The sequence below is a fragment of the Pseudarthrobacter sp. NPDC058119 genome (assembly GCF_042884655.1).
GTDB lineage: Bacteria > Actinomycetota > Actinomycetes > Actinomycetales > Micrococcaceae > Arthrobacter.
In genome coordinates this window covers 206,641-232,908 of record NZ_JBHVTN010000007.1, presented here as the reverse complement: position 1 = coordinate 232,908, position 26,268 = coordinate 206,641, and the positions used below count along the sequence as shown (strand labels likewise).

The 26,268-nt window shown below is 67.0% G+C and carries 24 protein-coding genes; 13 read left to right on the top strand and 11 right to left on the bottom strand.

Annotated elements, in window-relative coordinates; all coding sequences use genetic code 11:
* The first annotated feature begins 2 nt into the window (after nucleotides 1–2).
* The 3 genes from ACFVTD_RS16020 to ACFVTD_RS16010 are packed head-to-tail and all read left to right on the top strand — an operon-like array spanning nucleotide 3 to nucleotide 2,006.
* On the top strand, nucleotides 3–644 hold the full coding sequence (locus ACFVTD_RS16020) for a biotin transporter BioY (RefSeq protein ID WP_387564780.1): 642 nt from the start codon (nucleotides 3–5) through the stop codon (nucleotides 642–644).
* 10 nt (nucleotides 645–654) lie between these two features.
* On the top strand, nucleotides 655–1,386 hold the full coding sequence (locus ACFVTD_RS16015) for an energy-coupling factor ABC transporter ATP-binding protein (RefSeq protein WP_387564778.1): 732 nt from the start codon (nucleotides 655–657) through the stop codon (nucleotides 1,384–1,386).
* Nucleotides 1,383–2,006 carry an energy-coupling factor transporter transmembrane component T family protein gene (locus tag ACFVTD_RS16010; RefSeq protein ID WP_387564776.1) on the top strand — a complete coding sequence of 208 codons (624 nt, stop codon included), beginning with the start codon at nucleotides 1,383–1,385 and terminating at the stop codon, nucleotides 2,004–2,006. Before ACFVTD_RS16015 ends, ACFVTD_RS16010 begins: the two co-directional genes overlap by 4 nt.
* A 22-nt stretch (nucleotides 2,007–2,028) precedes the next feature.
* On the opposite strand, the gene ACFVTD_RS16005 is transcribed toward ACFVTD_RS16010, so the two are convergent.
* Nucleotides 2,029–3,249: a thiolase family protein gene (locus ACFVTD_RS16005; protein WP_387564774.1), complete on the bottom strand. Its 1,221-nt coding sequence runs from the start codon at nucleotides 3,247–3,249 to the stop codon at nucleotides 2,029–2,031.
* Nucleotides 3,212–4,618: a class I adenylate-forming enzyme family protein gene (locus ACFVTD_RS16000; RefSeq protein ID WP_387564772.1), complete on the bottom strand. Its 1,407-nt coding sequence runs from the start codon at nucleotides 4,616–4,618 to the stop codon at nucleotides 3,212–3,214. Before ACFVTD_RS16000 ends, ACFVTD_RS16005 begins: the two co-directional genes overlap by 38 nt.
* Nucleotides 4,619–4,675: 57 nt before the next feature.
* Here ACFVTD_RS16000 and ACFVTD_RS15995 point away from each other — a divergent pair, with 57 nt between their 5' ends.
* Nucleotides 4,676–5,557 carry a neutral zinc metallopeptidase gene (locus tag ACFVTD_RS15995; protein WP_387564770.1) on the top strand — a complete coding sequence of 294 codons (882 nt, stop codon included), beginning with the start codon at nucleotides 4,676–4,678 and terminating at the stop codon, nucleotides 5,555–5,557.
* A gap of 138 nt (nucleotides 5,558–5,695) precedes the next feature.
* Here ACFVTD_RS15995 and ACFVTD_RS15990 read toward each other — a convergent pair whose 3' ends face one another.
* Genes ACFVTD_RS15990 through ACFVTD_RS15965 form a run of 6 tightly spaced genes read right to left on the bottom strand, consistent with a single transcriptional unit; the run spans nucleotide 5,696 to nucleotide 10,773 of the window.
* Nucleotides 5,696–6,028: a metal-sulfur cluster assembly factor gene (locus ACFVTD_RS15990; RefSeq protein ID WP_058267279.1), complete on the bottom strand. Its 333-nt coding sequence runs from the start codon at nucleotides 6,026–6,028 to the stop codon at nucleotides 5,696–5,698.
* A 15-nt stretch (nucleotides 6,029–6,043) separates the two neighbouring features.
* Nucleotides 6,044–6,838, bottom strand: coding sequence for a Fe-S cluster assembly ATPase SufC (sufC, locus tag ACFVTD_RS15985; RefSeq protein WP_387564767.1), 795 nt, complete (start codon nucleotides 6,836–6,838; stop codon nucleotides 6,044–6,046).
* A 42-nt stretch (nucleotides 6,839–6,880) separates the two neighbouring features.
* A complete protein-coding gene (locus tag ACFVTD_RS15980) occupies nucleotides 6,881–7,237 on the bottom strand; it encodes a non-heme iron oxygenase ferredoxin subunit (protein WP_142133896.1) in 357 nt (118 codons plus the stop codon).
* A gap of 16 nt (nucleotides 7,238–7,253) precedes the next feature.
* Nucleotides 7,254–8,495: a Fe-S cluster assembly protein SufD gene (gene sufD / locus ACFVTD_RS15975; RefSeq protein ID WP_387564765.1), complete on the bottom strand. Its 1,242-nt coding sequence runs from the start codon at nucleotides 8,493–8,495 to the stop codon at nucleotides 7,254–7,256.
* Entirely contained in the window at nucleotides 8,495–9,958 is a 1,464-nt protein-coding gene (gene sufB / locus ACFVTD_RS15970) for a Fe-S cluster assembly protein SufB (protein WP_286404038.1), read from the bottom strand. The genes sufD and sufB overlap by 1 nt, the downstream gene beginning before the upstream one ends.
* Nucleotides 9,958–10,773 carry a helix-turn-helix transcriptional regulator gene (locus ACFVTD_RS15965; protein ID WP_387564762.1) on the bottom strand — a complete coding sequence of 272 codons (816 nt, stop codon included), beginning with the start codon at nucleotides 10,771–10,773 and terminating at the stop codon, nucleotides 9,958–9,960. The genes sufB and ACFVTD_RS15965 overlap by 1 nt, the downstream gene beginning before the upstream one ends.
* Before the next feature lie 148 nt (nucleotides 10,774–10,921).
* Between ACFVTD_RS15965 and ACFVTD_RS15960 the strand changes: the two genes are divergently transcribed.
* From ACFVTD_RS15960 to ACFVTD_RS15950, 3 genes are read left to right on the top strand one after another with little or no spacing between them, the layout of a single operon-like run.
* On the top strand, nucleotides 10,922–11,890 hold the full coding sequence (locus ACFVTD_RS15960; protein WP_387564760.1) for an ABC transporter ATP-binding protein: 969 nt from the start codon (nucleotides 10,922–10,924) through the stop codon (nucleotides 11,888–11,890).
* Nucleotides 11,887–12,654 carry an ABC transporter permease gene (locus ACFVTD_RS15955; RefSeq protein ID WP_387564758.1) on the top strand — a complete coding sequence of 256 codons (768 nt, stop codon included), beginning with the start codon at nucleotides 11,887–11,889 and terminating at the stop codon, nucleotides 12,652–12,654. The genes ACFVTD_RS15960 and ACFVTD_RS15955 overlap by 4 nt, the downstream gene beginning before the upstream one ends.
* A 7-nt stretch (nucleotides 12,655–12,661) precedes the next feature.
* Nucleotides 12,662–13,606, top strand: coding sequence for a heme A synthase (locus ACFVTD_RS15950; RefSeq protein ID WP_387564756.1), 945 nt, complete (start codon nucleotides 12,662–12,664; stop codon nucleotides 13,604–13,606).
* Nucleotides 13,607–13,678: 72 nt separating this feature from the next.
* On the opposite strand, the gene ACFVTD_RS15945 is transcribed toward ACFVTD_RS15950, so the two are convergent.
* Complete coding sequence (locus tag ACFVTD_RS15945; protein ID WP_387564754.1) at nucleotides 13,679–15,949, bottom strand: SulP family inorganic anion transporter; 2,271 nt, start codon at nucleotides 15,947–15,949, stop codon at nucleotides 13,679–13,681.
* 171 nt (nucleotides 15,950–16,120) lie between these two features.
* Nucleotides 16,121–17,080, bottom strand: a complete 960-nt coding sequence (locus ACFVTD_RS15940; protein ID WP_387564752.1) for a heme o synthase — start codon at nucleotides 17,078–17,080, stop codon at nucleotides 16,121–16,123.
* A 521-nt stretch (nucleotides 17,081–17,601) separates the two neighbouring features.
* Here ACFVTD_RS15940 and tkt point away from each other — a divergent pair.
* Genes tkt through pgl form a run of 6 tightly spaced genes read left to right on the top strand, consistent with a single transcriptional unit; the run spans nucleotide 17,602 to nucleotide 25,819 of the window.
* Complete coding sequence (gene tkt / locus ACFVTD_RS15935; RefSeq protein ID WP_387564914.1) at nucleotides 17,602–19,719, top strand: transketolase; 2,118 nt, start codon at nucleotides 17,602–17,604, stop codon at nucleotides 19,717–19,719.
* Between the two features lie 26 nt (nucleotides 19,720–19,745).
* Nucleotides 19,746–20,861 carry a transaldolase gene (tal, locus tag ACFVTD_RS15930; RefSeq protein WP_387564750.1) on the top strand — a complete coding sequence of 372 codons (1,116 nt, stop codon included), beginning with the start codon at nucleotides 19,746–19,748 and terminating at the stop codon, nucleotides 20,859–20,861.
* A gap of 5 nt (nucleotides 20,862–20,866) precedes the next feature.
* Nucleotides 20,867–22,498, top strand: a complete 1,632-nt coding sequence (locus ACFVTD_RS15925) for a glucose-6-phosphate isomerase (RefSeq protein WP_387564748.1) — start codon at nucleotides 20,867–20,869, stop codon at nucleotides 22,496–22,498.
* Nucleotides 22,499–22,513: 15 nt separating this feature from the next.
* On the top strand, nucleotides 22,514–24,073 hold the full coding sequence (gene zwf, locus ACFVTD_RS15920; RefSeq protein ID WP_141160500.1) for a glucose-6-phosphate dehydrogenase: 1,560 nt from the start codon (nucleotides 22,514–22,516) through the stop codon (nucleotides 24,071–24,073).
* Complete coding sequence (locus ACFVTD_RS15915; RefSeq protein ID WP_387564746.1) at nucleotides 24,070–25,011, top strand: glucose-6-phosphate dehydrogenase assembly protein OpcA; 942 nt, start codon at nucleotides 24,070–24,072, stop codon at nucleotides 25,009–25,011. The genes zwf and ACFVTD_RS15915 overlap by 4 nt, the downstream gene beginning before the upstream one ends.
* Entirely contained in the window at nucleotides 25,001–25,819 is an 819-nt protein-coding gene (gene pgl / locus ACFVTD_RS15910) for a 6-phosphogluconolactonase (protein ID WP_387564744.1), read from the top strand. Before ACFVTD_RS15915 ends, pgl begins: the two co-directional genes overlap by 11 nt.
* Here the strand turns inward: pgl and ACFVTD_RS15905 are convergent.
* Complete coding sequence (locus ACFVTD_RS15905) at nucleotides 25,772–26,164, bottom strand: RNA polymerase-binding protein RbpA (RefSeq protein WP_387564742.1); 393 nt, start codon at nucleotides 26,162–26,164, stop codon at nucleotides 25,772–25,774. The genes pgl and ACFVTD_RS15905 overlap by 48 nt on opposite strands.
* Nucleotides 26,165–26,268: the final 104 nt, after the last annotated feature.

The following is a 26,268-nucleotide window of genomic DNA, read 5'->3' as shown; positions in this document are numbered from 1 at the left end:
CCATGAGCAGCACCGAAACCACCACTAAGAAGTCCGGCCAAACCGGCCGCCGCCGCTGGAACGGTACCGACCTTGGCCTCATCGCCGTCTTCGCCGCCCTCGTGGCCGGCGCCGCACTGGTGCCCGGGCTGGCCTTGAACGGCTTCGGCGTCCCCATCACCTTCCAGACCCTCGCTGTTATGCTCACCGGCTTGGTGCTGGGCCCCGCCCGCGGCTTCGCCGCCGTCGGCCTTTACACCCTCCTGGGCCTGGCCGGCCTGCCCATCTTCAGCCAGGGCCGCAGCGGCCTGGGCATCCTGGCCGGGCCCTCGGCCGGCTACATCGTCGCCTTCCCCATCGCCGCCGCGGTGGTGGGTTGGCTGGCCACTGTGGTCATCCGGCGCACCACGAAGGCCCGCGCCCTGTGGTTCTTCCTGGCCGCCACGGCCACCAGCATCGTCTTCGTGCACACGCTGGGCGTCCTGGGCATTGCCCTCAACTCCAAGGCCACCCTGGAGCAGGCCTTCGTCAGCGACCTGGTCTTCTACCCGGGAGACATCATCAAGAACCTCCTCGCGGCCGCCGTCGCCGTCGCCCTCCACCGGGCCTTCCCCGACGTCCTGGTCCGCCGCGTCCGCCGCACCCAGCCCGCCCAGAGCGCCTAGGGACCAGGCCATGCCGGCAGTAACGTTCCACCAGGTGGGTGTCACCGTTGAAAGCGAGAACTCACCGCAGCCCAAGGTCCTCCTCGACGCAATCAGCCTGAGGCTGGACGAAGCCCGGGTGGGCGTCATCGGCGCCAATGGATCCGGCAAGTCCACGCTGCTGCGCCTCATCAACGGACTCGTCCAGCCCACCAGCGGAACCGTCACGGTGGACGGCGACGACACCGTGGGTGCCGTCCGGAAGGTCAGGCGCAACGTGGGGTTCGTCTTTACCGATCCCCTGTCACAGCTGGTGATGCCCACCGGACGGGAGGATGTAGAGCTGTCCCTCCGCCGTTCAACTAAGGGCGGAACGGAACGGCGGCACCTGGCCGATAAAGCCCTCGAACGCCTGGGCCTGCTGCACCTGGCGGACCAAAGCGTCTACGAGTTGTCCGGCGGTGAGCGGCAACTGATGGCGCTCGCGGCCGTGCTGGCCGTGAACCCCCGGGTACTGGTGCTGGACGAGCCCTCAACCCTCCTGGACCTGCGCAACCGCGAGCTGCTCCGCAGGACCCTGGCGGACCTGGACCAGCAGATCATCATGTCCACCCACGACCTTGACCTGGCCCTGGACATGGACCGGGTCCTGGTCATCGACCAGGGCCGCGTGGCCTTCGACGGCGACCCGGCGGAGGCCGTGGCAGCCTACCGCGCATGGTGCCTGCGGGGGCTGGACGCAGCAGGCCGGGAATCCACGTGAGGGGTCACGGTTTCCTCCTGGCTAACTACGTGCCCGGCACGTCGCCGGTACACCGGGCACCGCTGGCGCTGAAGTTCCTCCTGGTCATCGGTTGTGGCCTGCTTTCCTTCCTCATCGAGGACTGGCGCATCTCCGGGTTGGTCCTGGCCGTGCTCTGCGGCCTGTTCCTCGCAACAGGCGCGGGGGCGAAGCGGCTGTGGCACGCCGTCCGACCGCTGGCCCCCGTGCTGCTGGTCATCGGACTCTTCCAGTGGTGGCAGCTGGGCGGGCCCACAGCGACCCGGATCGTGCTGAACATCCTGGTCTGCGTCGTGGCAGCATCCCTGCTGACCGCAACCACGCCGATCCAGCGGCTCCTTGACGGCGTAGTCCACCTGGCGCGTCCTTTCAAGAGGTTCGGCGCCGATCCCGAACGCTTCGCGCTGACCATCGGCATCATGCTCCGCAGCGTTCCCTTTATCGCCGGCACCTTCGCCGACGTGCGCGACTCAGCCAAAGCGCGGGGACTGGAGCGCAACCCCCGTGCGCTGGTCCTGCCGGTGTTCATCACGTCCGTGGCCTACGCCCGCCAAACAGGTGAGGCGCTGGCCGCCCGCGGCCTGGGCGAAGCGGACGACTGACCGGCCGGACGCCTTGGCGGCGTTACAGGCGCCGATATTCCAACAGCGCGGCTGTGCCCATTCCACCGGCCATGCTGATCATGGCCAGCGCCAGGGCACCCTGGGTGTCCGCCCGCCGCGCCTGGGCCAGCAGCCGGGTCACCAGCACGGCACCCGACGCGCCGTAGGCGTGCCCCAGTGCCAGCGCCCCGCCGTCGAGGTTTGCCCGGCCGGGATCGATCCTCAGTTCATCCAGGCACGCGAGCGTCTGCGAAGCGAAGGCCTCGTTGAATTCCACGAGGTCCAGCTCACCGGCTTTCACGCCTGCAGCGGCCAGTACGCTATTGGCAGCTGGAACGGCGCCCATCCCAAGCACCTGCGGAGCCACCCCGGCGGTACCGGTACCGCGCACCAACAGGCCGGCACGCACCCCCAGTTGGCGGGCCTTCGCAAGGGACGTTACGACGACGGCTGAGGCGGCGTCCGCGTCAAAGCAGGAGTTTCCGGCGGTGACGGTTCCTCCCGGCACAAAGGCGGCGGGGAACCGCGCCATGACGGCAGGAGTCAGGCCGGCCCGCGGGCCGCCGTCCGACGAGACGGTCCCGGCAGGGGTATCCAGCGGCACGAGTTCGTCCGTGAAGCGTCCGTCCCGGATGGCAGCGAGGGCTTTCCGGTGGCTGGCCAGCGCAAAGCCGTCCTGGCGTTCGCGGGAAACGCCGTACTCGCCGGCCACCGTTTCCGCGGCCACGCCCATGTCCGGGTCCTCGAAGCTGTCCGGCACAAACTGGGCGCGGCGGTAGAACTGCGGGCCGCCGTCGTCCGTCCTGTGCGCCCGCAGGGGCGCGGTACTGGTGCTTTCCACTCCCCCTGCCAGGTAGAGCGGTGCGCCGCCGGCCGCCACCAGCCGGGCAGCCAGGACGATTGCATCCAGGCCTGAACCGCACTGCCGGTCAACGGTGATTCCCGGCACGCCGGCCGGCAGTCCCGCCTCCAGCAGGGCCAGCCGCGCGACGTTCCCGCCCCCGCCGACGGCGTTGCCTATGACAACGTCTGTGACGGACGCTGGGTCCAGCGCCACTTCGGCGACCAGTTCGCGAAGGACCGGAGCCAGGAGTTCGTGGGCGCGAAGTCTCCGCAGGGCGCCGTTGACCGGGCACACCGGGGTCCGACGCGCCGCGACGATGACCGGCTGGCGGTCGGGTGGCAGGTGGTCGGACGGCAGGACGTCAGGCGCCAAGGGCACGCACCCTGGGGTCGCGGGCATTGATCCACTCCAGCAGGAGGTTCCGGCTGACCTTGCCGCGGTCTGTGGTGGGAAGCTCCTGGAGCAGGTAGTACTGGAGCGGCCGCTTGTGCCGGGACAGGATGTCCTCCAGGCCGGCCCGCAGCTGGGTGGCGGTGATCCCGCCGTGGGAGGGCACCACGCCGGCCACCACGCGCTGTCCACGCAAATCATCGGCCATCCCCGCAGCAACAGCTGCCGAAACCCCGGGGACAGCCGCCAACGCCAGTTCCACCTCATGCGGGTAGACGTTCCTCCCCGCCGTGAGGATCATGTCGGCGCGGCGGCCGAGGATGTGCAGCTCTCCGTCCGCCAGGTAGCCCTGGTCCCCCACCGTGAACCAGTCGCCGAAGCACCGCAGCGCTTCACCGTCGTCACCCCACAGGTAGCCGTTGCCCACCATGCCGCTGCGGACGCAGATGTTGCCGTAGCCGCCGTCGGCGACCGCTGCGCCGTAGTCATCCAGGATCCGGACGTCGACCCCGGGAAACGGGCGGCCGATTCCGGTGCCACCGGCGGACGCGGCCTGGCCGGGCGCCAGGCCCAGTCCGGAGACGAAACTCAGTTCGGAGGCGCCGTAGTACTCATAGATGGTGGCGTTCGGCGCCCAGCGGCGGGCAGCTTCGAGGGTGCGGGCATCAAGCTTCGAACCGGCGCAGATGATGGTGCGGATACAGGAAGCATCGACGCAGCCGGTCATGCCGCGTTCGCTGAGCATCCGCAGCATGGTGGGCACCAGGACCAGCCGGGTAACGCGGTCGTGGGCGATGGCCGCATGGACGTCGCCGACGTCGAACGTCTCCAGGGTCTGGAACTCCGACCCGGCGTACAGGCACTCGGCCAGCGCATACAGATTGAGGCTGGCGGCCAGCGGCCCCGGGGCGAGGGTGACGTCATCCTGCCGGAGCCCAAAGAACTCGATCGAGGCGTCGAAGGATTGCTGCCAGGACCCGCGGGAGCGGGTGAACGCCTTGGGAACGGACGTGGTGCCGGAAGTAAGGCCAATCAGGAAGCTGGAGTCCGCTGGCCCATCGGCCAACCCATCATCGGCAGACACCGGTGCCGGATCGGCGCAGGCCTCCACACGCCGCACAATGTCCTCCAGCAGCGCGGGGGACCACTCCGGATCCAGGACAGCGCATTGCCGGCCGCCAGCCACGGCGGCTGCGAACTTCACGGCGAAGTCCACGGAATTGGCCTCGCAGAGTGCCGTGACCGACTTGGTGCCGGCTACCTCTTCCGCCGCGGCGTCGCGTAGCTGCTCCCAGTCGAGGCGCCGTCCGGCGATCACGACAGCGGTGCCGTGCGGCCACTGCCCGGCCCAGCGCTGGAGCTTGTCGAGGAAAGGCACGGACCAACTTTACCGGCAGGGCAGATTGAGCGCCCGGCCCGCGGGTAATGTGACGTTATGAGTTTCAATGACAACGTGCAGCTTGATCCCTCCCAGGTCCAGGACCGACGGGGCATGGGCACCGGGGTGAAAGTCGGCGGCGGCATCGGCGGCGGCCTGGTCCTGCTCGTTGCCCTCCTCCTGGGTATCAACCCCAACATGCTCGGCGGCCTGGTGGACGGCGGCTCTACGGGACAGGCCCAGGGCACAGCACCCGCCTGCAGCACCGGAGCGGACGCGGATGCCCGGCTGGACTGCCGGATCACCGGCACGGTCAACAGCCTCAATGCATTCTGGCCCGGCTACCTGAAGCAGTACAAGGTGCAGTACCCGCAGCCCGAGGCAGTGATCTTCAGCGGCAGCACCAACACCGGCTGCGGTGCCGCGACCTCCGAGGTGGGGCCGTTCTACTGCCCCACGGATACCACGGCCTACTTCGATCCCGGGTTCTTCCAGGAACTCGTTGACCGGTTCGGGTCCTCCGGCGGCCCGCTGGCCCAGGAATACGTGGTGGCACACGAGTTCGGCCACCACGTACAGAACCTGCTCGGGGACCTGAAGCGTGCCCAGCAGGATCCACAAGGACCCGAGTCGGGTTCCGTCCGCACCGAACTCCAGGCAGACTGCTACGCCGGCCTGTGGGCCAAGTACGCCTCCACCACCCCGGATCCCGCCACCGGCCAGCCCTACCTGGAACCTCTCACCCAGCAGGACGTGAACGACGCCTTGTCCGCCGCCGCGTCGGTTGGTGACGACAGAATCCAGAAGGCCGCCACCGGCCGCGTCTCCCCCGAAGGGTGGACCCACGGCTCGAGCGAGGAACGCCAGCGCTGGTTCTCCCGCGGGTACCAGACCGGTGACCTCAAACAGTGCGACACGTTCTCCGCAGCCACCCTTTAATCCCTTCGAGTAATCCTATCGATTGCTGAGTAACTGCCGTTTTGAGAGGTCATAACGGCAGTTAGGCAGCAATGGATGAGGCAACGACGACGGCCGGCCACCTTCGCAGGGAAGGTGACCGGCCGTCGTCGTACTTATTCAGATGTTGAAGCCGAGGGCCCGCATCTGGTCCTTGCCGTCATCGGTGATCCGTTCAGGACCCCAGGGCGGCATCCATACCCAGTTCAGGCGCCAGTCGTCCACGACGCCGTCCAGGGCCTGGCCCACCTGCTCCTCGAGCACATCGGTGAGCGGGCAGGCGGCCGTGGTGAGCGTCATGTCGATCAGGAGCGCACCGTCGTCGTCGGAGTACTTCAGGCCGTACAGCAGGCCCAGGTCCACGACGTTGACGCCAAGCTCGGGGTCGATGACGTCCTTGAGCGCCTCTTCGACGTCCTCCAGGGCCGTGCGGCCCGGCGTGATTTCGGTCATGACTATGAGTCCTTACTAGGCCTGTGCTGCGGCAGGAGCCGCCACGGTGGCTGCGCCGGCGCCCTTGGCGTAACGGTCGTAGCCTTCTTCTTCGAGGCGGTCGGCCAGCTCGGGGCCGCCTTCCTCGACAACCTGGCCGTCCACGAACACGTGGACGAAGTCAGGCTTGATGTACCGCAGGATGCGGGTGTAGTGGGTGATGAGCAGCGTGCCCATGTTGCCCTCGGAGTGGGCGCGGTTGACGCCCTCGGAGACGATCTTCAGCGCGTCAACATCGAGGCCGGAGTCGGTCTCGTCGAGCACGGCGAACTTGGGCTTGAAGAGTTCAAGCTGCAGGATCTCCACGCGCTTCTTCTCGCCGCCGGAGAAGCCTTCGTTGACGTTGCGCTGGGCGAAGTCTGCGTCGATCCGCAGCTTCTCCATGGCATCCTTGACGTCCTTCGTCCAGGTGCGCAGCTTGGGTGCTTCGCCGTCGATGGCGGTCTTGGCGGTGCGCAGGAAGTTGGTCATGGTCACGCCGGGAACCTCCACCGGGTACTGCATGGCCAGGAAGACACCGGCGCGGGCGCGCTCGTCAACGCTCATGGCCAGCACGTCCTCGCCGTCCAGCGTGATAGTGCCGCTGGTGACGGTGTAGCGCGGGTGGCCGGCGATGGTGGAGGCCAGGGTGGACTTGCCGGAGCCGTTGGGGCCCATGATGGCGTGCGTCTCGCCCGTCCTGATGGTCAGGCTGACGCCCTTCAGGATCTCCTTGGTGCCCTGCTCCGTCTCAATGCTGACGTGCAGGTCCTTGATCTCAAGAGTTGACATGCTCTTCTTTCTTTTCGCTCGTAAGTCTGGTGCTGCGGGCGCTCAGTAGTTGTTTACTGCCGCGCCGTTCAAAACGTTGGTGACGTCAACGTAGACGTCGTCTCCGTCGAGTTCGACGGCGAACACCGGCACAGGATCGTAGGCGGGAAGCTGCAGTGGCTGGCCGCTGCGCAGGTCGAACTGGGAGCCGTGGCCCCAGCACTCGATGGCGCAGCCCTCCACGTCGCCCTCGGACAGGGAAATGTCCGCGTGCGAGCAGGTGTCTCCAATGGCATGGATCTCCCCCATGGAATCCCGCACCACGGCTACCGGGTAGCCGTCGATCAGGATCCGCAGCGCCTGCTTGACCTGGATGTCATTGGCGCTGCAAACCAGCTCGCCCTTGGGTGTACCGCTCATACGTTCCTGCCTGCCTTCAGTTCTCGGATGCCGCGAGTTCGCGTTCCACAGCCTCGGTCAGGCGCTCCTCGAGGGACGGGACCTTGATCTGCTGGATGATTTCATTCAGGAAGCCGCGGACCACCAGGCGGCGGGCAACGTCCTCGGGGATGCCACGGGCCATCAGGTAGAACAGGTGCTCGTCATCGAACCGGCCGGTGGCACTCGCGTGGCCGGCGCCCTCGATCAGGCCAGTCTCGATTTCGAGGTTGGGCACGGAGTCCGCGCGGCAACCATCGGTGAGGACCAGGTTCTGGTTCTTTTCGTAGGAGTCGGTGCCTTCGGCCTGCTTCTGGATCAGGACGTCGCCAACCCAGACCGTGTGCGCGCCCTTGCCCTGCAGCGCGCCCTTGTACAGGACGTTGGACTTGCAGTTGCCCACGTTGTGGTCCACGAAGGAACGGTGTTCCAGGTGCTGGCCGGCGTCCGCGTAGTACAGGCCCAGGAGCTCGGCCTCGGCGCCTTCCCCGGCGAACCGGACGTTGGAGTTCAGCCGGACGATCCTGCCGCCGAGCGTTACGGCGATGTGCTTGTAGACGGCGTCCTTGGCGACCTCGGCGTCGTGCTGTGCCAGGTGCTTGGCATCGTCCTCCCACAGCTGCACGGAGACGACCGTGAGGTGGGCACCTTCGCGGACCAGGACCTCAACGTTGCCGTTGTGGTCGGCGGTGCCGTCATGTTCGATGATGACCACGCCGCGGCTGTTGGCGCCGGCTTCGATGACCAGGTGCGAGTTGCTGCGGCGGTCCGCCCCGTTGCCGGTGAGGACCAGCCGCACGGGTGCGTCCAGCTCAGCGTTGGCCGGGATGGAGATCAGCTGCGCTTCCTGCGTGTTGGCGGAAGCCACGACGGCGGCACGGTCGGCGGGGACCAAGGTGGCGCCGCGGGGAGCCTCGCCGGAGCGAAGGGTGCGCTGCACCACAGCGGCGGGCGCCTCGATGGAGACGCCCAGGGCGCCCTCCTCCGACGGGGCGTCGGAGAGGAGGTTCGCCAGTTCGCGCACCGGGGTGAAGCGCCATTCCTCTTCCCGGCCGTTGGGCAGGGCGAAGTCGGCCACGTCATGGCTGGTCAGGCGCTCGGCGCGGGAGGCCATGACCTGGGTGCCGTGGCTGTGGTGGCGGTCAACCCTGGAGGCGACCAGGTGCTCGCCTTCCTCGGTGAAACCGGCGATCGACGGTGCGCCGATGCGCGCCTTTTCGGTAGTTGCTTCGGCAGTCATTAACCGACGGATCCTTCCATCTGGAGTTCGATGAGGCGGTTCAGCTCAAGGGCGTATTCCATGGGCAGTTCGCGGGCGATCGGCTCAATGAAGCCGCGCACGATCATGGCCATGGCCTCGTCCTCGGGCATGCCGCGGGACATGAGGTAGAACAGCTGTTCCTCGCTGACGCGGGAAACGGTGGCCTCGTGTCCCAGCTGCACATCGTCCTCGCGGATGTCGATGTACGGGTAGGTGTCCGAGCGGGAAATGGTGTCCACCAGCAGGGCGTCGCAGCGCACCGTGTTGGCCGAGTGCTTGGCGCCTTCGCGGACCTGCACCAGGCCTCGGTAGGCGGCACGGCCACCGCCGCGGGCCACGGACTTGGAGATGATGGAGCTCTTGGTGTTCGGCGCGATGTGGACCATCTTGGAACCCGTGTCCTGGTGCTGGCCCTCGCCGGCGAACGCGATGGACAGGGTCTCGCCCTTGGCGTGCTCGCCCACCAGGTAGACGGCCGGGTACTTCATGGTGACCTTGGAACCGATGTTGCCGTCAACCCATTCCATGGTGGCGCCGGCTTCGCAGACCGCGCGCTTGGTCACCAGGTTGTACACGTTGTTGGACCAGTTCTGGATGGTGGTGTAGCGGACGCGGGCGCCCTTCTTGACGATGATCTCCACCACGGCGGAGTGCAGGGAGTCCGAAGTGTAGATCGGCGCCGTGCAGCCCTCGATGTAGTGGACGTAGGAGTCCTCGTCGGCGATGATCAGGGTCCGCTCGAACTGGCCCATGTTCTCGGTGTTGATGCGGAAGTACGCCTGCAGCGGGATGTCCACGTGGACGCCCTTGGGCACGTACACGAAGGAACCGCCGGACCACACTGCGGTGTTCAGCGAGGCGAACTTGTTGTCGCCCACCGGGATGACCGTGCCGAAGTACTCCTGGAAGATCTCCGGGTGTTCCTTCAGCGCGGTGTCGGTGTCCAGGAAAATGACGCCCTGGGCCTCGAGGTCCTCACGGATCTGGTGGTAGACAACCTCGGACTCATACTGGGCGGCAACACCGGAAACCAGGCGGCTGCGCTCGGCTTCCGGGATCCCCAGCTTCTCGTACGTGTTGCGGATGTCCTCCGGGAGGTCTTCCCAGCTGGCAGCCTGCTTCTCGGTGGAGCGGACAAAGTACTTGATGTTGTCGAAGTCAATGCCGGAGAGGTCTGCACCCCAGGTGGGCATGGGCTTGCGGTCGAAGTACTTCAGGCCCTTGAGGCGGAGGTCCAGCATCCATTCCGGTTCGCTCTTCTTGGCCGAAATGTCCCGGACTACCTCTTCATCGAGACCACGCCGTGCATTGGCGCCGACGTCGTTCTTGTCGGCCCAGCCGTACTCGTAGTTGCCGATGCCGTGGAGCTCGGGATTCTTCTCCAGAATCTCCGAGATCACAGTGTTTTCGGCTACTGCTTTCTCTGATAGTTGGTCCGTCATCACGGCCTTTCTTGCTGATGGTTGGTTACTTCGTCCAGGCGGGCGGGGGCTGCCGCCGGCACGGTGGCCGGCCTGGCAGACAGCCTGCCTGTGGGAATGTGGGTGGTGCAGACGTGGCCACCACGGGCCAGGGTGGAGAGCCGGCGAACGTCCACTCCCACCAGCCTTGAGAAGACTTCGGTTTCAACGTCGCAGAATACCGGGAAACGGGCTGCGAGCTGCTGGATGGGGCAGTGTCCCTGGCAGAGCTGGACGCTGGAGAGCGCCGCGGGCAGGGGCGCCTTGGCCTCGATGGAGGCGGCGGATGCCACGAAGTTGTCGCGGCTCAGCGCGGCCGACAGGGCGGTGGCCCGGTCCCGGATGTCCGGTCCGGCCTTCTCTATTTCCGGGGCATAGCGCCGTTCCATGTCCGCGAACCGTTCTTCGGCGAAAGCCCGTACGGCGTCGGGGCCGGCCACCTTTTGCAGCTGCTGGAGCGCAAGGGCCGCAATGTCAAGGTAGTCGTTGCCCAGGCTGGACTGGCCCTGTGAGCTGAGGACGTAGCGGCGTGCGGGGCGGCCGGCGCCTGAACCCGGCTTGGCGAGGCGCTTGACCTCGATGACGCCGGCGCGGGAAAGGTGGTCCAGGTGGCGCCGCACAGCGGCCGGGGTGAACCCCAGCATGTCTCCCAGTTCGGCGGCACTGACGGGGCCGTGTTCCAGGACGGCAGCGAGGACCCGGTCCCGGGTGCGCTCGTCAGCGTCTGCCACGGGACCGGGTGCAGCGGGTCCCGGCCCGGCTACGGGCACAGCGGTAGCGTTGGTCACGGAATACACAACACAATCATGTCGTAATTTAGTCCCGCACTCCAGTAAGGGCAGGCTGACCTTGGCTCCGCACGCAATGTGACTCCAATCCAGCTTCCCGGCGCTCCACCCAACCCAACAGGACGGCACTGAATACTACATCCCGTAGAATACTGTGGTGCGATCCCCCCAGTCCCCCGTCCTGTCCATCAATGGGCTCATCAAGGACGTAGGCCCCCTTTCCAGCCTTGACGGAAAGATGCTCAGGGTTGTCAGCGGCGTCTCCCTCATCGCGGAGCGCGGTCAGGTCACCGCTCTGCTGGGCGCAAACGGAGCAGGCAAGACCACTACCCTGGAATGCGCGCAGGGCTTGCAGAAACGTACCGGCGGCAGTATTTCCCTGCTGGGCCAGGATCCCGCCACGGCCGGCGCCGACCTGCGCTCCCGTGTCGGTGTGATGCTGCAGGACGGCGGGCTCCCGCCGTCGGCACGGCCCATCCCGTTGTTGCGGCATATCGCCGGCCTGTACGCCCGTCCCTGGCCGCTGGAAGACCTGGTAGACAGGCTGGGCATCGATACCTTCAGCCGGACCAGCGTCCGCCGGCTTTCCGGTGGCCAGAAGCAGCGCCTGGCCCTCGCCGCAGCGTTGATCGGCAGGCCGGAAGTCCTCTTCCTCGATGAACCCAGCGCCGGCCTGGATCCACAGTCCCGGCAGCTGGTGTTCGACCTGATCGCCGAGCTGCGCGACGACGGCATGGGCATCATCCTGACCACCCACCTCATGGACGACGCCCAGCGCCTTGCGGACTATGTGTACATCATCGACGGCGGCCGGAATGTGGCCGAAGGCACCGTCCATGAGCTGCTGCAGCTCAGCCCCGTGGCGGACCACGCCGGCGGGCACGTCCGGACCCTGGTGTTCGAAGCACCCGCCGGGCTGGACCTTTCTGCCGTGCTGCCGGACGGCGTCGACGTCTCCGAAACCCGCGCCGGCAGCTACGCCGTCACCGGCGCCCTCACGCCCCGCCACCTCTCCGCCCTGGCCCAGTGGTGGGAAGCAAAAGACATCATGCCGGCGTCGATGGGCCTCCAGGCGCGTAGCCTTGAAGACGTCTTTCTGGACATCTCAGGAAAGGACATCCGATGAGTACCGCAGCGATCCGGGAGGCACAGCAGCCCGCGTCCCTGCCCCGCCGCGTCCTCCTGCAGGGCAAATACGAGGCACTGACCATGCTGCGGAACGGCGAGCAGCTGATCCTGGCCGTGGTGCTGCCGCTGCTGGCCCTTGTGGGGCTGACGGTGACCCCCTTCCTTGACGGCATGGGCTCCAGCCGCATCAACGTGGCTGTTCCGGGCATCCTCGCCCTTTGCGCCATGTCCACGGCTTTCACCGGCCAGGGCATCGCCACCGGCTTCGACCGCCGCTACGGGGTGCTCCGGTTCCTGTCCACGACGCCCCTGGGGCGCGGCGGCCTGATCGCCGGCAAGGTCCTCTCGGTCCTGGCGGTCCTGTGCCTCCAGGCAGTGGTGGTTGGCCTGGTTGCCCTGGCCCTGGGCTGGCAGCCGACGGCGGCGGGCTGGCTCCCCGGGCTGGCGCTGCTTGCGCTGGGTGCAGCGGCATTCACCGCACTGGGGCTGCTGGTGGCCGGAACCGTCCGGCCGGAAGCGACGCTGGCGATCACCAACCTGCTGTGGATCCTCCTCGGGGCCATGGGAGGCATCGTCATCCCGGCCGAGCGGCTGCCCGCCGCGGCGCAGGCCGTAGTCCATTTCTTGCCTTCCGGCGCCCTCGGCGAATCGATGCGCGCCGCTTTCCTGGGCGGGGCCGTGAACGGTGGCGCCGCCCTGATCCTGCTGCTCTGGACCGTCATCGCCGGAGCAGCAGCCATCCGTTGGTTCAAGTGGAATTGAGATAATCGTGACCACGGCTTCACGCCTTCCCCAGCTTGCCGGCCGCCTGGCGTCGCGGCTCCCCCGCACGGTGGACGTCCGCATCCGCCGCCTCGCCGTTGCCTCCCTGATCGGGCAGACGCTTTTGGTGGTCACGGGCGGTGCTGTCCGTCTGACGGCGTCAGGCCTTGGCTGCCCCACGTGGCCGCGCTGCACCTCGGACTCGATCGTGAACACCCCCGAGATGGGCATCCACGGCTTCATCGAGTTCGGCAACCGGCTCCTGACCTTCGCGCTGGCCGCGGTGGCCGCGCTCATGCTGGTCTACTTGTGGAACCTGCGCAAGGAACGCAAGGACCTCTTCCTGCTGGCCCTCGGGCTGCTCGCCAGCATCCCGGCCCAGGCCGTCATCGGCGGCGTCACGGTGCTCACTAACCTCAACCCGTGGGTGGTGGGCCTGCACTTCCTGGTGTCGATGGCCCTGGTGGTGTTCTCCACCCTGCTGGTCAACCGCGCCTTCGGCCGGACCGGCCGCGTCCCCGCCGGCCGCCCCGCCCAACTGCCTGCCGTGCTGCGCCCGGTGACTTCCGCCGTCGCACTCTTCTCCGCAGTGGCCGTGATGCTCGGCGTGGTGGTCACGGGTGCCGGTCCGCACGCGGGTGACGCCGACGCTCCCCGCAACGACCTCGACTGGGACCTGTTCTCCCACATCCACGCGGTGCCTGCCTACCTGGTCACCGCCGGGACTGTGGTAGCGCTCGTCCTGGTCATTCGGCGGAGTATCACCGGCACCTTCCGGACGGCGGTCCTGATGCTCCTGGGCGTCACCGTCCTCCAGGCCATCATCGGTTTCACGCAGTATTACAACGGCATCCCCGCCTTGTTGGTGGCAGCCCACATGCTCGGCGCGGCGCTGCTCATGGCAGCGTCGACCAACGCCTGGGACATCGCCCGGTCCAGCGCGGTGAAATAGCCCCGGCTCAAAACGGTAAAGGCGCCCCGTCCAGTCCAGGACCGGGGCGCCTTCGCCATTTGTTGCCGCAGGTCAGCGCCCGGCCGCGAGGACTTTCCCCTGGCCGGCGTCGTTGAAGGCAGGATCCAGGTTTTCGATGCCGTCCGCGGAGACCCGCAGGACCCGCGCCGTGGCAATGTCATAGAAGAGTCCCGTTGCCTGGACTGTTCCGCCGGCCAGCGCGGGGCCAGCCACCGGATGGTCCTGGAGCTTTGCCAACTGCACGGCCACATTGACCATGGAGAGCTGGTCAAGGGTGCCGTAGCCGGCGGCGGCAGCCTGCCTGCCCACCGGGTGCCCTGCCAGCAGCGCCGCATAGCTGGGCCGGGCATGGTCCAGCCACAGCGTGAAGGCGGGCCCCAGGGAAGTGTTGTCCCCGCCGTCGGCTTCCGCCAGCAGCGCCTTCATGGCACCGCAGTTGGAGTGCCCGCAAATGACCAGGGACTGCACCCGCAGGCCGTTGATGGCAAAGGACAGGGCCGAGTCGATGGAGTCGTCCCGCCCGTGGCTGCACACCACGTTGCCGATGTTCCGCAGCGTGAGCAGGTCACCGGGGCCGCTGCTGGTGATCAGGTTCGGGTTGACCCGGGAATCGACGCAGGCCACGAACAGGCTGTCCGGATTCTGGCCGTCGGTCAGGTCATGCACCAGCGGACGGACCTGGTGGGCAAACCGGCGGTGGTATTTGTTGACCCCCACCAGCAGGGGTTCCTTCCGAGGAGGAAGCGGCAACTCGGTGGCATTTTCCCGCCTGGGGGCCCTGTGTCCGGCATCCCGGAAGACGGTGTTGCCGTGTTCCTCGATGCCTACGGCTCCGCCGGTGGACTGGTGCTGCTGCTGCCAGGCGAGCAGGGCTTCACGGAACGGGTGGTCGACGTAGTCGGCGTTCAGTTCCACCACCACGTCCTTGCCGGCCGGTACAACCGCGAGGGCAGGGGTGAGCCGTGGCAGCGCGAAGAAGCTGCAGGAACCGGAGATGGTCACCCGCCAGGGCGACGACGGGGCGGCCGGCGGGTGGGCATGGATCTGGGCGCGGAGGACACGCCAGAGCACGTTGACGGCGGCGAGGGCGAGGCCGATCATGACGCCCTCAAGCAGGTTCAGGAACACCACACAGGCCAGGGTTGCCGCATAGATCGGCAAGTCCCCGGTCCGCAGGCTGGTGCGGATGTCCGCCAGCTTGATAAGGCGGGCCCCTATCACCACCAGCAGGCCGGCCAGCACGGCCAGCGGGATCAGCTGGATCAGGCCGGCGAAGAGGGCCGAGAAGGCGAGGACCCACACGCCGTGGAGCACCGCGGACGTACGGGTGGCTGCGCCCGCTTCCACATTGGTGGCGCTGCGCACGATGACGCCCGTGACGGGAAGGCCGCCCAGCGAGCCCGAGAGGATGTTTGCCGTGCCCTGGCCAATGAGCTCCCGGTTCAGGTTGGTCCGCGGGCCGGTCTGCATCTTGTCCACGGCCACCGCGGAAAGAAGGGATTCAATGCTTGCGATCAGCGCCATGGTCAAAATGGCGAACGCGAAGGCGCGCCAGTTGCCGTTGGGGAGCTGCGGCAGGGCGATGGCGTCGACGATCGATCCGTCCAGGGCGATCCGTTCAACCCCGGGCGCAAAAGCCACGGCCAGCGCCGTTCCTGCCGCGACGGCGGCCAGCGGCCCGGGAACCCGCCGGACAGCGGTCGGCAGGAACTTCCAGCACAGCAGGATCGCCACGACGGCCAGCCCCAGCAGGGCCGCGTGCAGTTCGAGGTTGGTAATGGCCGCCGGGAGTCCTGCGAGGTTTTCCAGCGCGGATCCTGCGGGCCGGGAACCGAGAATCACGTGCAGCTGCTGCAGGATGATCGTGACGCCGATGCCGGCGAGCATGGCCTTGACCACTACCGGCGACACGGCCAGGGCCGCCCTGCCCACCCGGCTGACGCCCAACAAAAGCTGGACGACGCCGGCAGCCGCGGTGATGGCACAGGTCACCTGCCAGCCGAACTCCTGGACAAGGCCGGCCACGACGACGGTCAGTCCGGCCGCCGGTCCACTCACCTGGAGGGGTGAGCCCCCGAGGCTTCCGGCCACAATTCCCCCAATGGCGGCGGCGATCAGGCCGGCCATGATGGGCGCGCCGGATGCCGCTGCGATCCCCAGCGACAGCGGGAGGGCAACGAGGAACACCACCAGCGACGCCGGTACATCGGCACCAAGGTGGGAGAGGAACGCAGCGCGGAACCGGAAGCGGCGGAGGCCTCCGCCACCTCCTCCCGGCGGGCTGTGGCAGGGGGTACGGACGGCAGAGGGACGGGCTTCCATGGAGTTTCCTTTGGTCGCGGGAAGGGTCCGCTCCACCGTAAGCAGTTCGTCATTGCCATTGACAGTTAAAGTGACGGATATGACAATCCTGTCATATCCGTGGATTGAGTTTTAAACGGGACGGCGGCCCCCGCTGTTGAGCGGGGGCCGCCGTGCACCGGGAGGCGCCGGTCAGCCGGGCATGACCGCACTTCCAACGAACGGATCCACCGCGAGGGCGATGAAGAGCAGCGTCAGGTAGCTGATGGAACCGTGGAACACCTTCATGGCGCGCTTGTCCGGGATATCCTCCCGGTGGGCACGGGAGTACAGAGCATGGGATTCATAGAGGAACCAGGCACCCGCGACGACGGCGGTTGCAGTGTACACCCAGCCCGCCCCGCCGGCCGGGATCATCAGCAGGGAGGATGCCACCATGGCCCAGGCGTACAGCACCACCTGGACGGAGACCACCTTGGCCCCGGCAATGGCCCCGAGCATGGGGACGTTGGCATTCCGGTAATCCTCGCCGTAGCGCATGGACAGGGGCCAGTAGTGCGGGGGCGTCCAGAGGAAGATCACCATGAACAGGATCACGGCGGGCCACTCCACGGAGTTGGTGACGGCGGCCCAGGCAATCAGCACCGGGAAGCAGCCCGCCGCACCGCCCCACACGATGTTCTGCGCCGTGCGGCGCTTGAGGATCATGGTGTAGATGACGACGTAGAAGAAGATGGCGCCCAGGCCCAACCAGGCGGAGAGCGGATTGGCGCCGAACCACAGGATCACGATGGCAGCCGCGCCCAACAGCCAGGAGAAGACCAATGCTTCCCGCGGGGTCACCTCGCCGGTGACGAGCGGCCGGTTTTCCGTCCGGTGCATCAGCTTGTCGATGTCCCGGTCGATGTAGCAGTTGAATGCTCCCGCGCTGCCGGCGGCGAATGCACCGCCCACCAGGGTGGCAAGGATCAGCCCGATGGAAGGGAAGCCCCGCTCCGCGTAAATCATGGTGGGGAGCGTGCTGACCAGGAGCAGTTCAATCACGCGCGGTTTGGTGAGGGCGAGATACGCCTTGGCCTTACGGGCAAACCCGATGCCGGAGGCCCGGGATGCGTTCAGCGGCGTATCTGTTGTGCTCACGGTGGCAGTCACCCGTTCTGTGTGGCAGTTGAGGCTGCAGGGCAGCTCCGGTCGTGCGGCCCGGACCCGGGCGCGGCACTCAGGGATGGATAAAGCGCCAGGTGCGTGCGACAGTCGGGACATTCCGGGCGGCGATAGGGGTGCGCACCCGGCGTTGGCCTCCGAATATCATACCGCGCCGCAAGCACTTCCCCTGCCCCGCGATATGCGCAAATGATTGCTCGCGGCCCCATTCGAGCAGATTAAGTCACCCCGCCAAAATAGTGATTCACAAAAGGGGAAATTGCGTCCAAAACGTGAGATTTGCGGCGCCCAAAGGATGGATAAGAGCTAAGCTGTCACCAGATCAGCACGCAGCAAGAAAGCGGTGGAAAACGCATTCCCGTTGCTGTTCGTGACTGAATGCAAGGATCAACGTTTCGATGGTGAACGGCTGGTACACACCGCAGCGGGCGCCAAGCAGAGCACCCTTGACCGGATCCGGTGTACCACCCAGCACCAGCACAGAGAGGGGCCCGGTTTTCGTGCCACATTTGGAAGAGCAAGAACTGTCATGGACCAGCTTGGACCAGCGCGCCGTGGACACCATCCGTGTCCTGGCCGCGGACGCCGTCGAGAAGGTGGGCAACGGCCACCCCGGAACTGCCATGAGCCTGGCACCGGCCGCCTACCTTCTCTTCCAGAAGCTGATGCGCCATGACCCGCGGGATCCGCAGTGGCTGGGCCGCGACCGGTTTATCCTGTCCCCCGGCCACACCTCCCTGACGCTGTACATCCAGCTGTTCCTCTCGGGCTACGGGTTGGAACTGAAGGACCTTGAGGCGCTGCGCACCTGGGGCTCACTCACCCCCGGCCACCCTGAGTACAAGCACACCGCCGGCGTGGAGATCACCACCGGCCCGCTCGGCCAGGGCCTCGCGTCCTCGGTCGGCTTCGCCTACTCCCAGCGCCGCCAGCGTGGCCTGTTCGACGCCGACGCCCCGGCCGGTGAGTCGCCGTTCGACCACACCATCTGGGTCATCGCGTCCGACGGCGACCTACAGGAAGGCGTCACGGCCGAGGCTTCCTCGCTGGCGGGCCACCAGGAGCTGGGCAACCTCGTGGTGATCTACGACGAGAACCACATCTCCATCGAGGACGACACCGACATCGCGTTCACCGAGGATGTCCTGAAGCGCTACGAAGCCTACGGCTGGCACACCCAGCGCGTGGACTGGACCCGGACCGGCGAATACAAGGAAGACGTCCAGGAGCTTTACAGCGCCCTGCTCGCGGCCAAGGCCGAGACCTCCAAGCCGTCCATCATTTCGCTGCGCACCATCATCGGCTACCCGGCTCCCAAGAAGCAGAACACCGGCAAGATCCACGGTTCCGCCCTCGGCGCCGACGAGGTTGCCGCGCTGAAGGAGGTGCTGGGCTTCGACCCCGCAAAGTCCTTCGAGGTGGACCAGGAAGTCCTGGACCACGCCCGCGCAGTAGTGGAACGTGGCGCCGCCGAGCACAAGGAATGGGAAGAATCCTTCAACGCCTGGCAGGCAGCCAACCCCGAAGGCGCCGCCCTCCTCCAGCGCATGGAGGCGCAGGAACTTCCTGCCGACGTCGACGCCGCGCTTCCGGTCTTCCCGGCCGGCAAGGATGTCTCCACCCGAGCAGCCTCCGGCAAGGTCCTGAACGCCCTCGGCCCGGTCCTGCCCGAATTGTGGGGCGGCTCCGCCGACCTGGCAGAGTCCAACAACACCACCATCGAAGGTTCCCCGTCCTTCGTGCCGGCGTCCAAGCAGACCGGCGCCTGGTCGGGCAACCCGTACGGCCGGGTACTGCACTTTGGTATCCGTGAGCACGCCGCGGCATCAATCGTGAACGGCATCAGCCTGGCCGGCAACACCCGCGCGTTCTCCGGCACCTTCCTGATCTTCAGCGACTACCAGCGCCCTGCCATCCGCCTCGGCGCCCTGATGGGCGTCCCGTCCCTGTACGTCTGGACGCACGACTCCATCGGCCTGGGCGAGGACGGTCCCACCCACCAGCCCGTGGAACAGCTCGCCTCGCTGCGCGCCATCGTGGGCCTCGACGTCGTCCGCCCCGGCGACGCAAACGAAGTGGCAGCCGCTTGGAAGACCATGCTGGAAAACCACGCCAACCCCGCAGGCATCGTCCTGACCCGCCAGAACATCCCCACGTGGGAACGCGGCGAGGGCGACGCCGACGGCGATACTTTCGCATCGACGGCAGGCGTGGCGAAGGGCGGCTACGTCCTGGCCGAGGCATCGAAGGACGGCGCCACCGTCCCGGCCGACGTAATCCTGATTGCCACCGGTTCCGAGGTCCAGCTGGCCGTCCAGGCCCGCGAGGCGCTCCAGGCCGACGGCATCGCCGCCCGCGTCGTGTCCATGCCCTGCGTTGAATGGTTCAAGAAGCAGGATGCCGCCTACCGCGAATCGGTCCTGCCCGCGGCAGTCAAGGCACGCGTGTCCGTTGAAGCCGGGCTGGCCCTTAGCTGGCGCGAATTCGTCGGCGACGCAGGCCGTTCCATCAGCCTCGAGCACTACGGCGCTTCCGCAGACTACAAGCGCCTCTTCCAGGAGTTCGGCATCACTGCGGAAGCAGTGACCGCCGCCGCCAAGGACTCCCTCGCCGGCCTTCAGGCCTGAAACCTAAACTTTTAGGAGATAGAACAATGACAACTCCCACCCAGCAGCTCTCCGACGCCGGCGTTTCCATCTGGCTCGACGACCTCTCCCGCGGACGCCTGGAAACCGGCACCCTCCGCAAGCTCATTGAAGAAAAGAACGTCGTTGGCGTAACCACCAACCCGTCCATCTTCCACGCGGCCATCACATCCGGCACCGACTACGACCACATCATCGCCGCCAAGGCCGCAGAGGGCGCCAGCGTGGAGGACACGATCTTCGAGATCACCACCACCGACGTCGCCGACGCCTGCGACCTGTTCGCCCCCGTAGCCGCCGCTACCCGGGGAATCGATGGCCGGGTCTCCATCGAGGTCGACCCCAGGCTTGCGTGGAACACCGCGGGGACCATCACCGAGGCCAAGCACCTCTACCAGCGCGTCAACAAGGCCAACGTCCACATCAAGATCCCCGCAACCGTCGAGGGCCTCGAAGCCATCACGGCCACCCTGGCAGAGGGCATCAGCGTCAACGTCACGCTGATCTTCTCCCTGGAGCGGTACCGCGCAGTCATCAACGCCTTCCAGTCCGGACTGGAGCAGGCCAAGGAAAACGGGCACGATCTTTCAAAGATCCACTCGGTCGCATCATTCTTTGTTTCCCGCGTTGACACCGAGATCGACAAGCGCCTCGACAAGATCGGGACCGAAGAAGCCAAGGCCCTCAAGGGCAAGGCAGGCGTCGCCAACGCCCGCCTGGCCTACCAGGTCTACAAGGAGCTCTTTGCCACCGAGCGCTGGGCCCTCCTGGCTGACGCCGGTGCACTCCCCCAGCGTCCCCTGTGGGCCTCCACCGGCGTGAAGGACCCGGCCTACCCGGACACCCTTTACGTCACTGAACTCGTGGCCCCCGGCGTCGTGAACACCATGCCGGAAAAGACCCTCGATGCCACCTTCGACCACGGCGTGGTCACCGGCGACACCGTCTCCGGTACCTATGAGGAGGCAAACGCAACCCTCGACGCACTCGAAAAGCTCGGTGTCTCCTACAATGACGTCGTCGCACTCCTTGAAACCGAAGGCCTGGACAAGTTCGTGGCCAGCTGGAAGGAACTCCTGGCCGACGTCGAAGGCGCCCTCGCCTCTGCACGAAAGGCTTCCTAACACCTATGAGCACTCTCAGCTTCGACGCCACCGGCGCTGCACAGCAGGCGCTTGAACAGCACCTTCCCGGCCTGGTCCAGGACCGGGTCGCCACCCGGATTTTCGCGAAGGACCACACTCTGTGGGGTCCGGATGCCGAGTCCGAATCAGCGATCCGCCTGGGCTGGGTTGAGGCCGCCACGGTTTCACAGCCTTTGGTCAAGGACATCCTGGAACTCCGGGACGCGCTGCGGTCCGAGGGCGTGACCCGGATCGTGCTTTGCGGCATGGGCGGGTCCTCGCTGGCCCCCGAGGTCATCGCGGGCACGGCAGGCGTCGAGCTGACAGTGCTGGACAGCACGGACCCGGACCAGGTCCGTGCCGCCCTCGCCGACCGGCTGGCCCATACGGCAATTGTGGTCTCGTCCAAGTCCGGCTCCACCCTGGAAACGGACTCCCAGCGGCGGATCTTCGAGCAGGCCTTCACCGAGGCCGGGGTAGACGCCAAGAGCCGGATCATCATCGTGACCGACCCCGGTTCGCCGCTGGACAAAGCCTCCCGGGAGGCCGGCTACCGGGCGGTCTTCAACGCCGACCCCAATGTCGGTGGCCGCTACTCGGCACTGACCGCGTTTGGCCTGGTTCCCTCCGGCTTGGCCGGGGTGGATATCCAGGCTTTCCTGGACGAGGCGGAGGAAGCTGCGGAGATCCTCAACGATGATGCCGCGGACAACATCGGGCTGGCCCTGGGTGCCACCCTGGGCGGGACCAGCCCGCTGCGGAACAAGATCGTCATCGCTGAGGACGGCTCGGGCATCGTTGGCTTCGCCGACTGGGCTGAGCAGCTCATCGCGGAGTCCACCGGCAAGCTGGGAACGGGCATCCTGCCGGTGGTCGCTGGTCCGCAGGCCCCGGAGGTAACGTCCGGCGCTCCGGACGTGCTGGTGGTCCGGCTCGTGGCAGCCGATGCCGACATCGAACTGGGCGAGAACCAAGCAGCCATTGCCGGCGGCCTCGCCACCCAGATGATGGTGTGGGAATTCGCCACCGCCGTGGCGGGCCGCCTGCTGGGGATCAACCCCTTCGACCAGCCCGACGTCGAAGCCGCGAAGGTAGCGGCACGCGGGTTGCTGGACGCCCAGCCGGAACCCACTCCGGCAGCGTTCGTCGACGGCGCCATCGAGGTCCGCGGCGGAGACTGGCTGGGTGACGCCGCTACCGCTGAGGATGCAGTCAAGGCACTCCTGGGCACGTTGGCGTCCGACAGCTACCTGAGCGTGCAGGCGTATTTTGACCGGTTGGCGTTCGCCGGACTCGAAGGTGTCCGCGACGACCTGGCAGCGGGCACCGGCCGCCCGGTGACCTTCGGCTGGGGCCCGCGGTTCCTTCACTCCACCGGGCAGTTCCACAAGGGCGGGCCGGCCATCGGCGTGTTCCTCCAGGTCACTGCCGCTCCTGCTGAGGACCTGGGCATCCCGGACCGTCCCTTCACCTTCGGGGAGCTCATCGCCGCCCAGGCTGCCGGCGACGCCCAGGTCCTGGGTGAGCACGGCCGTCCCGTGCTGCGACTCCACCTCACCGACCGTGCCGCCGGCGTGGCGCAGCTGCAGGACGTCGTCGCTGCACTGTCCACCCGCGCATCCGCAACCGAAAGCTAAGGCACAAAAGCAACCATGCCAGAAACTGAATACGGCCGGAAAGGCACGGGCCGCGGGCGCAATCCGCTGCGCGATCCGCGTGACCGCCGTTTGAACCGGATCGCCGGTCCGTCCTCGTTGGTCCTTTTCGGGGTCACGGGCGACCTTGCCCGCAAGAAGCTCATGCCGGCGGTCTATGACCTGGCCAACCGTGGCCTGTTGCCGCCGAGTTTCGCGTTGGTGGGTTTCGCCCGCCGCGAGTGGGACAAGGAGGATTTCGCCGCCGAGGTGAAGGCCTCGGTGCAGGCCCACGCCCGGACCCCGTTTGATGAGGCGGTCTGGAACCAGCTGTCCGAGGGCATCCGGTTTGTCCAGGGCGAGTTCGACGACGACGCGGCCTTTGAGCGGCTGGGCGAAACGATCAAGGAACTCGACGACGTCCGGGGCACCCGGGGGAACCACGCGTTCTACCTCTCGATCCCGCCGAAGGCGTTCGAGCAGGTCTGCCGGCAGCTGTCCAAGCACGGCCTGGCGCAGGCCGACGGCGACAAGTGGCGCCGCGTGGTCATCGAGAAGCCGTTCGGCCACGACCTGGAATCGGCCCGGCAGCTGAACGACATTGTCGAATCGGTGTTCCCTCCGGATGCGGTGTTCCGGATTGACCATTACCTGGGCAAGGAAACGGTGCAGAACATCCTGGCGCTGCGCTTTGCGAACCAGTTGTTCGAGCCGCTGTGGAACGCGAACTACGTGGACCACGTCCAGATCACCATGGCCGAGGACATCGGGACCGGTGGCCGGGCAGGCTACTACGACGGTGTCGGCGCGGCGCGGGACGTGATCCAGAACCACCTGCTGCAGCTGCTCGCGCTGACGGCGATGGAGGAGCCCATCTCGTTCAACGCCGATGACCTGCGGGCGGAGAAGGAAAAGGTCCTGGCAGCGGTCAAGCTGCCGGAGGACCTGTCCACTCACTCGGCGCGGGGGCAGTTCACCGGCGGCTGGCAGGGCGGCGAGCAGGTCCTGGGGTACCTGGAAGAGGAAGGCATTCCCGCCGATTCCACCACGGAAACCTATGCCGCGGTCCGGGTGGACATCCACACCCGCCGCTGGTCCGGGGTGCCGTTCTACCTGCGCGCCGGAAAACGCCTGGGCCGCCGGGTCACGGAAATCGCGGTGGTGTTCAAGCGCGCCCCCAATCTGCTGTTCACCGACCACGGCGAGGACGATTTCGGGCAGAACGCGGTGGTCATCCGCGTCCAGCCCGACGAGGGCGTGACCATCAGGTTCGGGTCCAAGGTCCCCGGCACGCAGATGGAAGTCCGGGACGTCACCATGGACTTCGGCTACGGGCACTCGTTCACCGAGTCCTCCCCGGAAGCCTACGAACGGTTGATCCTGGACGTGCTGCTCGGTGAGCCGCCGCTTTTCCCCCGGCACGAGGAAGTGGAGCTGTCCTGGAAGATCCTTGACCCGTTCGAGGAATACTGGGCATCCCTGTCAGAACAGCCCGAACCCTACGCCCCCGGCTCCTGGGGCCCGGCCAGCGCCGATGAGTTGCTGGCCCGTGACGGACGAACCTGGAGAAGGCCATGATCGTAAACCTGCCCGATACCACCACCTCGAAGGTCTCCAAGAAGCTCATGGCCCTGCGCGAGCAAGGCGGGGTCATCGCCCTGGGCCGTGTCCTGACCCTCGTCGTCGTGACCAAGTCCGGGCTCGAGGAAGAAGCGATCGAGGCCGCCAACGACGCGTCGCGGGAACACCCCTGCCGGATCATCGTGCTCGCCGACGCCGGGAAGGAGTCCCAGGACCGGCTCGACGCGCAGATCCGGGTGGGCGGGGATGCCGGCGCCTCCGAGGTCATTGTGCTGCGCGGCTACGGGCAGCTCGCGCACGAATCCGAGTCCCTGGTCGCGGCGCTGCTGCTCCCGGACGCACCGATCGTGGCGTGGTGGCCGCACGGCGCCCCCGAGAACGCCTGCGAAACCTCCATCGGCGCCATCGCGCACCGCCGGATCACCGACTCCGCAAACGAACCCGACCCCCAGGCCGCCCTGGAACGGATCCACCGAACCTACAAGGCCGGGGACACCGACCTCGCCTGGACGCGCCTGACCAACTGGCGCATCCAACTCGCAGCCGCCCTGGACGAAGTGGATTCTTCGCCGGTGACGGCAGTGGCGGTTGAGGGTGCCTCGGACTCGCCCTCCACTATCCTGCTGGCAGCGTGGCTGACCCTGACCCTGGACGCCCCGGTGACCATCGTCGCGGACCCGGCCGGGACCGGCATCCGCCGCGTCCGCCTCAGCCGCCCCGGCGGCGACGTCCAGCTGTTCCGCCCGGGTCTTTCCATCGCCGAACTCACCCAGCCGGGCCAGCCCGCCCAACGGATCTCCCTCCCGCGCCGCAGCCTCCGCGACTGCCTCGCCGAAGAACTCCGCCGCCTGGACCCCGACGAAGTATTTGGCGAAGTGATTACTATTGGACTGCCACGTACCAATCTAAGGAGCGTCCGACCCAGTGAGCGTTGACCCACGAGTAAGTATCCATCCTGATTCGTCCGTCCTCATGGCCGCCATAGCGGCACGCCTGATCACCAAGCTCGTTGATGTCCAGGACAAGTACGGCGAAGCCACGGTGGTGCTCACCGGGGGAACCGTGGGAATCGGGACGCTGAAAGCTGTTGCGGACTCCCCGGCAGCGCCCGCCGTCGACTGGTCCAAGGTCAACTTCTGGTGGGGTGACGAACGCTTCGTTGGTTCCAAGGATCCGGAACGGAATACGAAACAGGCTTTCGACGCCTTGCTGTCGCACATTCCAGTGGACCCGGAACGGGTGCACTCGCCGGGTTCGTCCGATGAGTTCGACACGCCCGAGGAAGCGGCTGAGGACTATGCACGCCAGTTGCGTGAAGCCGCAGCGGCCGAGCACGCGGCTGACATGTCCGACGACAGGCCCGAGGAACCATCCGCACTCCCCCGCCTGGACGTCGTTCTGCTGGGTGTGGGTCCTGACGCCCACATTGCTTCGCTGTTCCCTGAGCAGGCCGGAGTCCGTGAGAAGGAGCGCACGGTGGTGGGTGTGCGGAATTCCCCCAAGCCGCCCCCGCTGCGCATCTCCCTGACCCTGCCTGCCATCAACACGGCAGCCGAGGTCTGGATGGTTGTGGCGGGCGAGGACAAGGCCGGAGCCGTGGGCCTCGCCCTGGCCGGGGCGAACCCGGTGCAGGTGCCTGCATCGGGACCCCGCGGAACGTCACGCACCTTGTGGCTTATAGACGAGAACGCTGCCTCACGCGTCCCCGAGCAACTGGTCCGGAAGGACGCCGCGGGCGCGTAGCTTCTCCAGCGCTCCGGCCAGGACGTCTTCGGCGTCCTGGCCGGAGCGCCGTTCTTTAACGTATTCAAGGTGGCTTTTATAGCCGTCCTCGAAGGGGTCGTCGGCTGCCGCCTGGCCGTCCCTGGAAGCGGGCGCGCCGCACCGCCGGCAGTCCCAGGTACGGGGAATCTGGTCCTCGGGCATCTTCAGGAACACCGGCTGGGTCTCATGGCCCTTGGCACACCAGTAGGAAACGCGGATCCGCGGGGGGGAACCCGCGGATAAGTCGTTGGGTTGCAGGCTCGAACCGGAGCCCGCAACCACCCCGGCGCGGGTGCCCCGAAAGCCTGATGACGGATGGACCATGAAAACTCCTCCCTCGACGCAGTAACCGGAGCCCTGCAGCTTAAACCAAAAACTGTGGCTGCCGGGTGAACCTACAGCCACAGTTTAGGGGCGGGAGCCGCGTG

What these genes read in the sequence shown, in the direction of transcription:
- ACFVTD_RS16005 (WP_387564774.1), bottom strand. Translation starts at nt 3,249, where the DNA reads ATGCCCGCGACCCCAGGGTGCGTGCCCTTGGCGCCTGACGTCCTGCCG.
- ACFVTD_RS15905 (WP_387564742.1), bottom strand. Translation starts at nt 26,164, where the DNA reads ATGGTCCATCCGTCATCAGGCTTTCGGGGCACCCGCGCCGGGGTGGTT.
- sufB (WP_286404038.1), bottom strand. Translation starts at nt 9,958, where the DNA reads ATGACGGACCAACTATCAGAGAAAGCAGTAGCCGAAAACACTGTGATC.
- ACFVTD_RS15990 (WP_058267279.1), bottom strand. Translation starts at nt 6,028, where the DNA reads ATGACCGAAATCACGCCGGGCCGCACGGCCCTGGAGGACGTCGAAGAG.
- ACFVTD_RS15980 (WP_142133896.1), bottom strand. Translation starts at nt 7,237, where the DNA reads ATGAGCGGTACACCCAAGGGCGAGCTGGTTTGCAGCGCCAATGACATC.
- sufC (WP_387564767.1), bottom strand. Translation starts at nt 6,838, where the DNA reads ATGTCAACTCTTGAGATCAAGGACCTGCACGTCAGCATTGAGACGGAG.
- sufD (WP_387564765.1), bottom strand. Translation starts at nt 8,495, where the DNA reads ATGACTGCCGAAGCAACTACCGAAAAGGCGCGCATCGGCGCACCGTCG.
- zwf (WP_141160500.1), top strand. Translation starts at nt 22,514, where the DNA reads ATGCCAGAAACTGAATACGGCCGGAAAGGCACGGGCCGCGGGCGCAAT.
- ACFVTD_RS16015 (WP_387564778.1), top strand. Translation starts at nt 655, where the DNA reads ATGCCGGCAGTAACGTTCCACCAGGTGGGTGTCACCGTTGAAAGCGAG.
- ACFVTD_RS15925 (WP_387564748.1), top strand. Translation starts at nt 20,867, where the DNA reads ATGAGCACTCTCAGCTTCGACGCCACCGGCGCTGCACAGCAGGCGCTT.
- ACFVTD_RS16020 (WP_387564780.1), top strand. Translation starts at nt 3, where the DNA reads ATGAGCAGCACCGAAACCACCACTAAGAAGTCCGGCCAAACCGGCCGC.
- ACFVTD_RS15995 (WP_387564770.1), top strand. Translation starts at nt 4,676, where the DNA reads ATGAGTTTCAATGACAACGTGCAGCTTGATCCCTCCCAGGTCCAGGAC.
- ACFVTD_RS15915 (WP_387564746.1), top strand. Translation starts at nt 24,070, where the DNA reads ATGATCGTAAACCTGCCCGATACCACCACCTCGAAGGTCTCCAAGAAG.
- tal (WP_387564750.1), top strand. Translation starts at nt 19,746, where the DNA reads ATGACAACTCCCACCCAGCAGCTCTCCGACGCCGGCGTTTCCATCTGG.
- ACFVTD_RS15955 (WP_387564758.1), top strand. Translation starts at nt 11,887, where the DNA reads ATGAGTACCGCAGCGATCCGGGAGGCACAGCAGCCCGCGTCCCTGCCC.
- ACFVTD_RS15945 (WP_387564754.1), bottom strand. Translation starts at nt 15,949, where the DNA reads ATGGAAGCCCGTCCCTCTGCCGTCCGTACCCCCTGCCACAGCCCGCCG.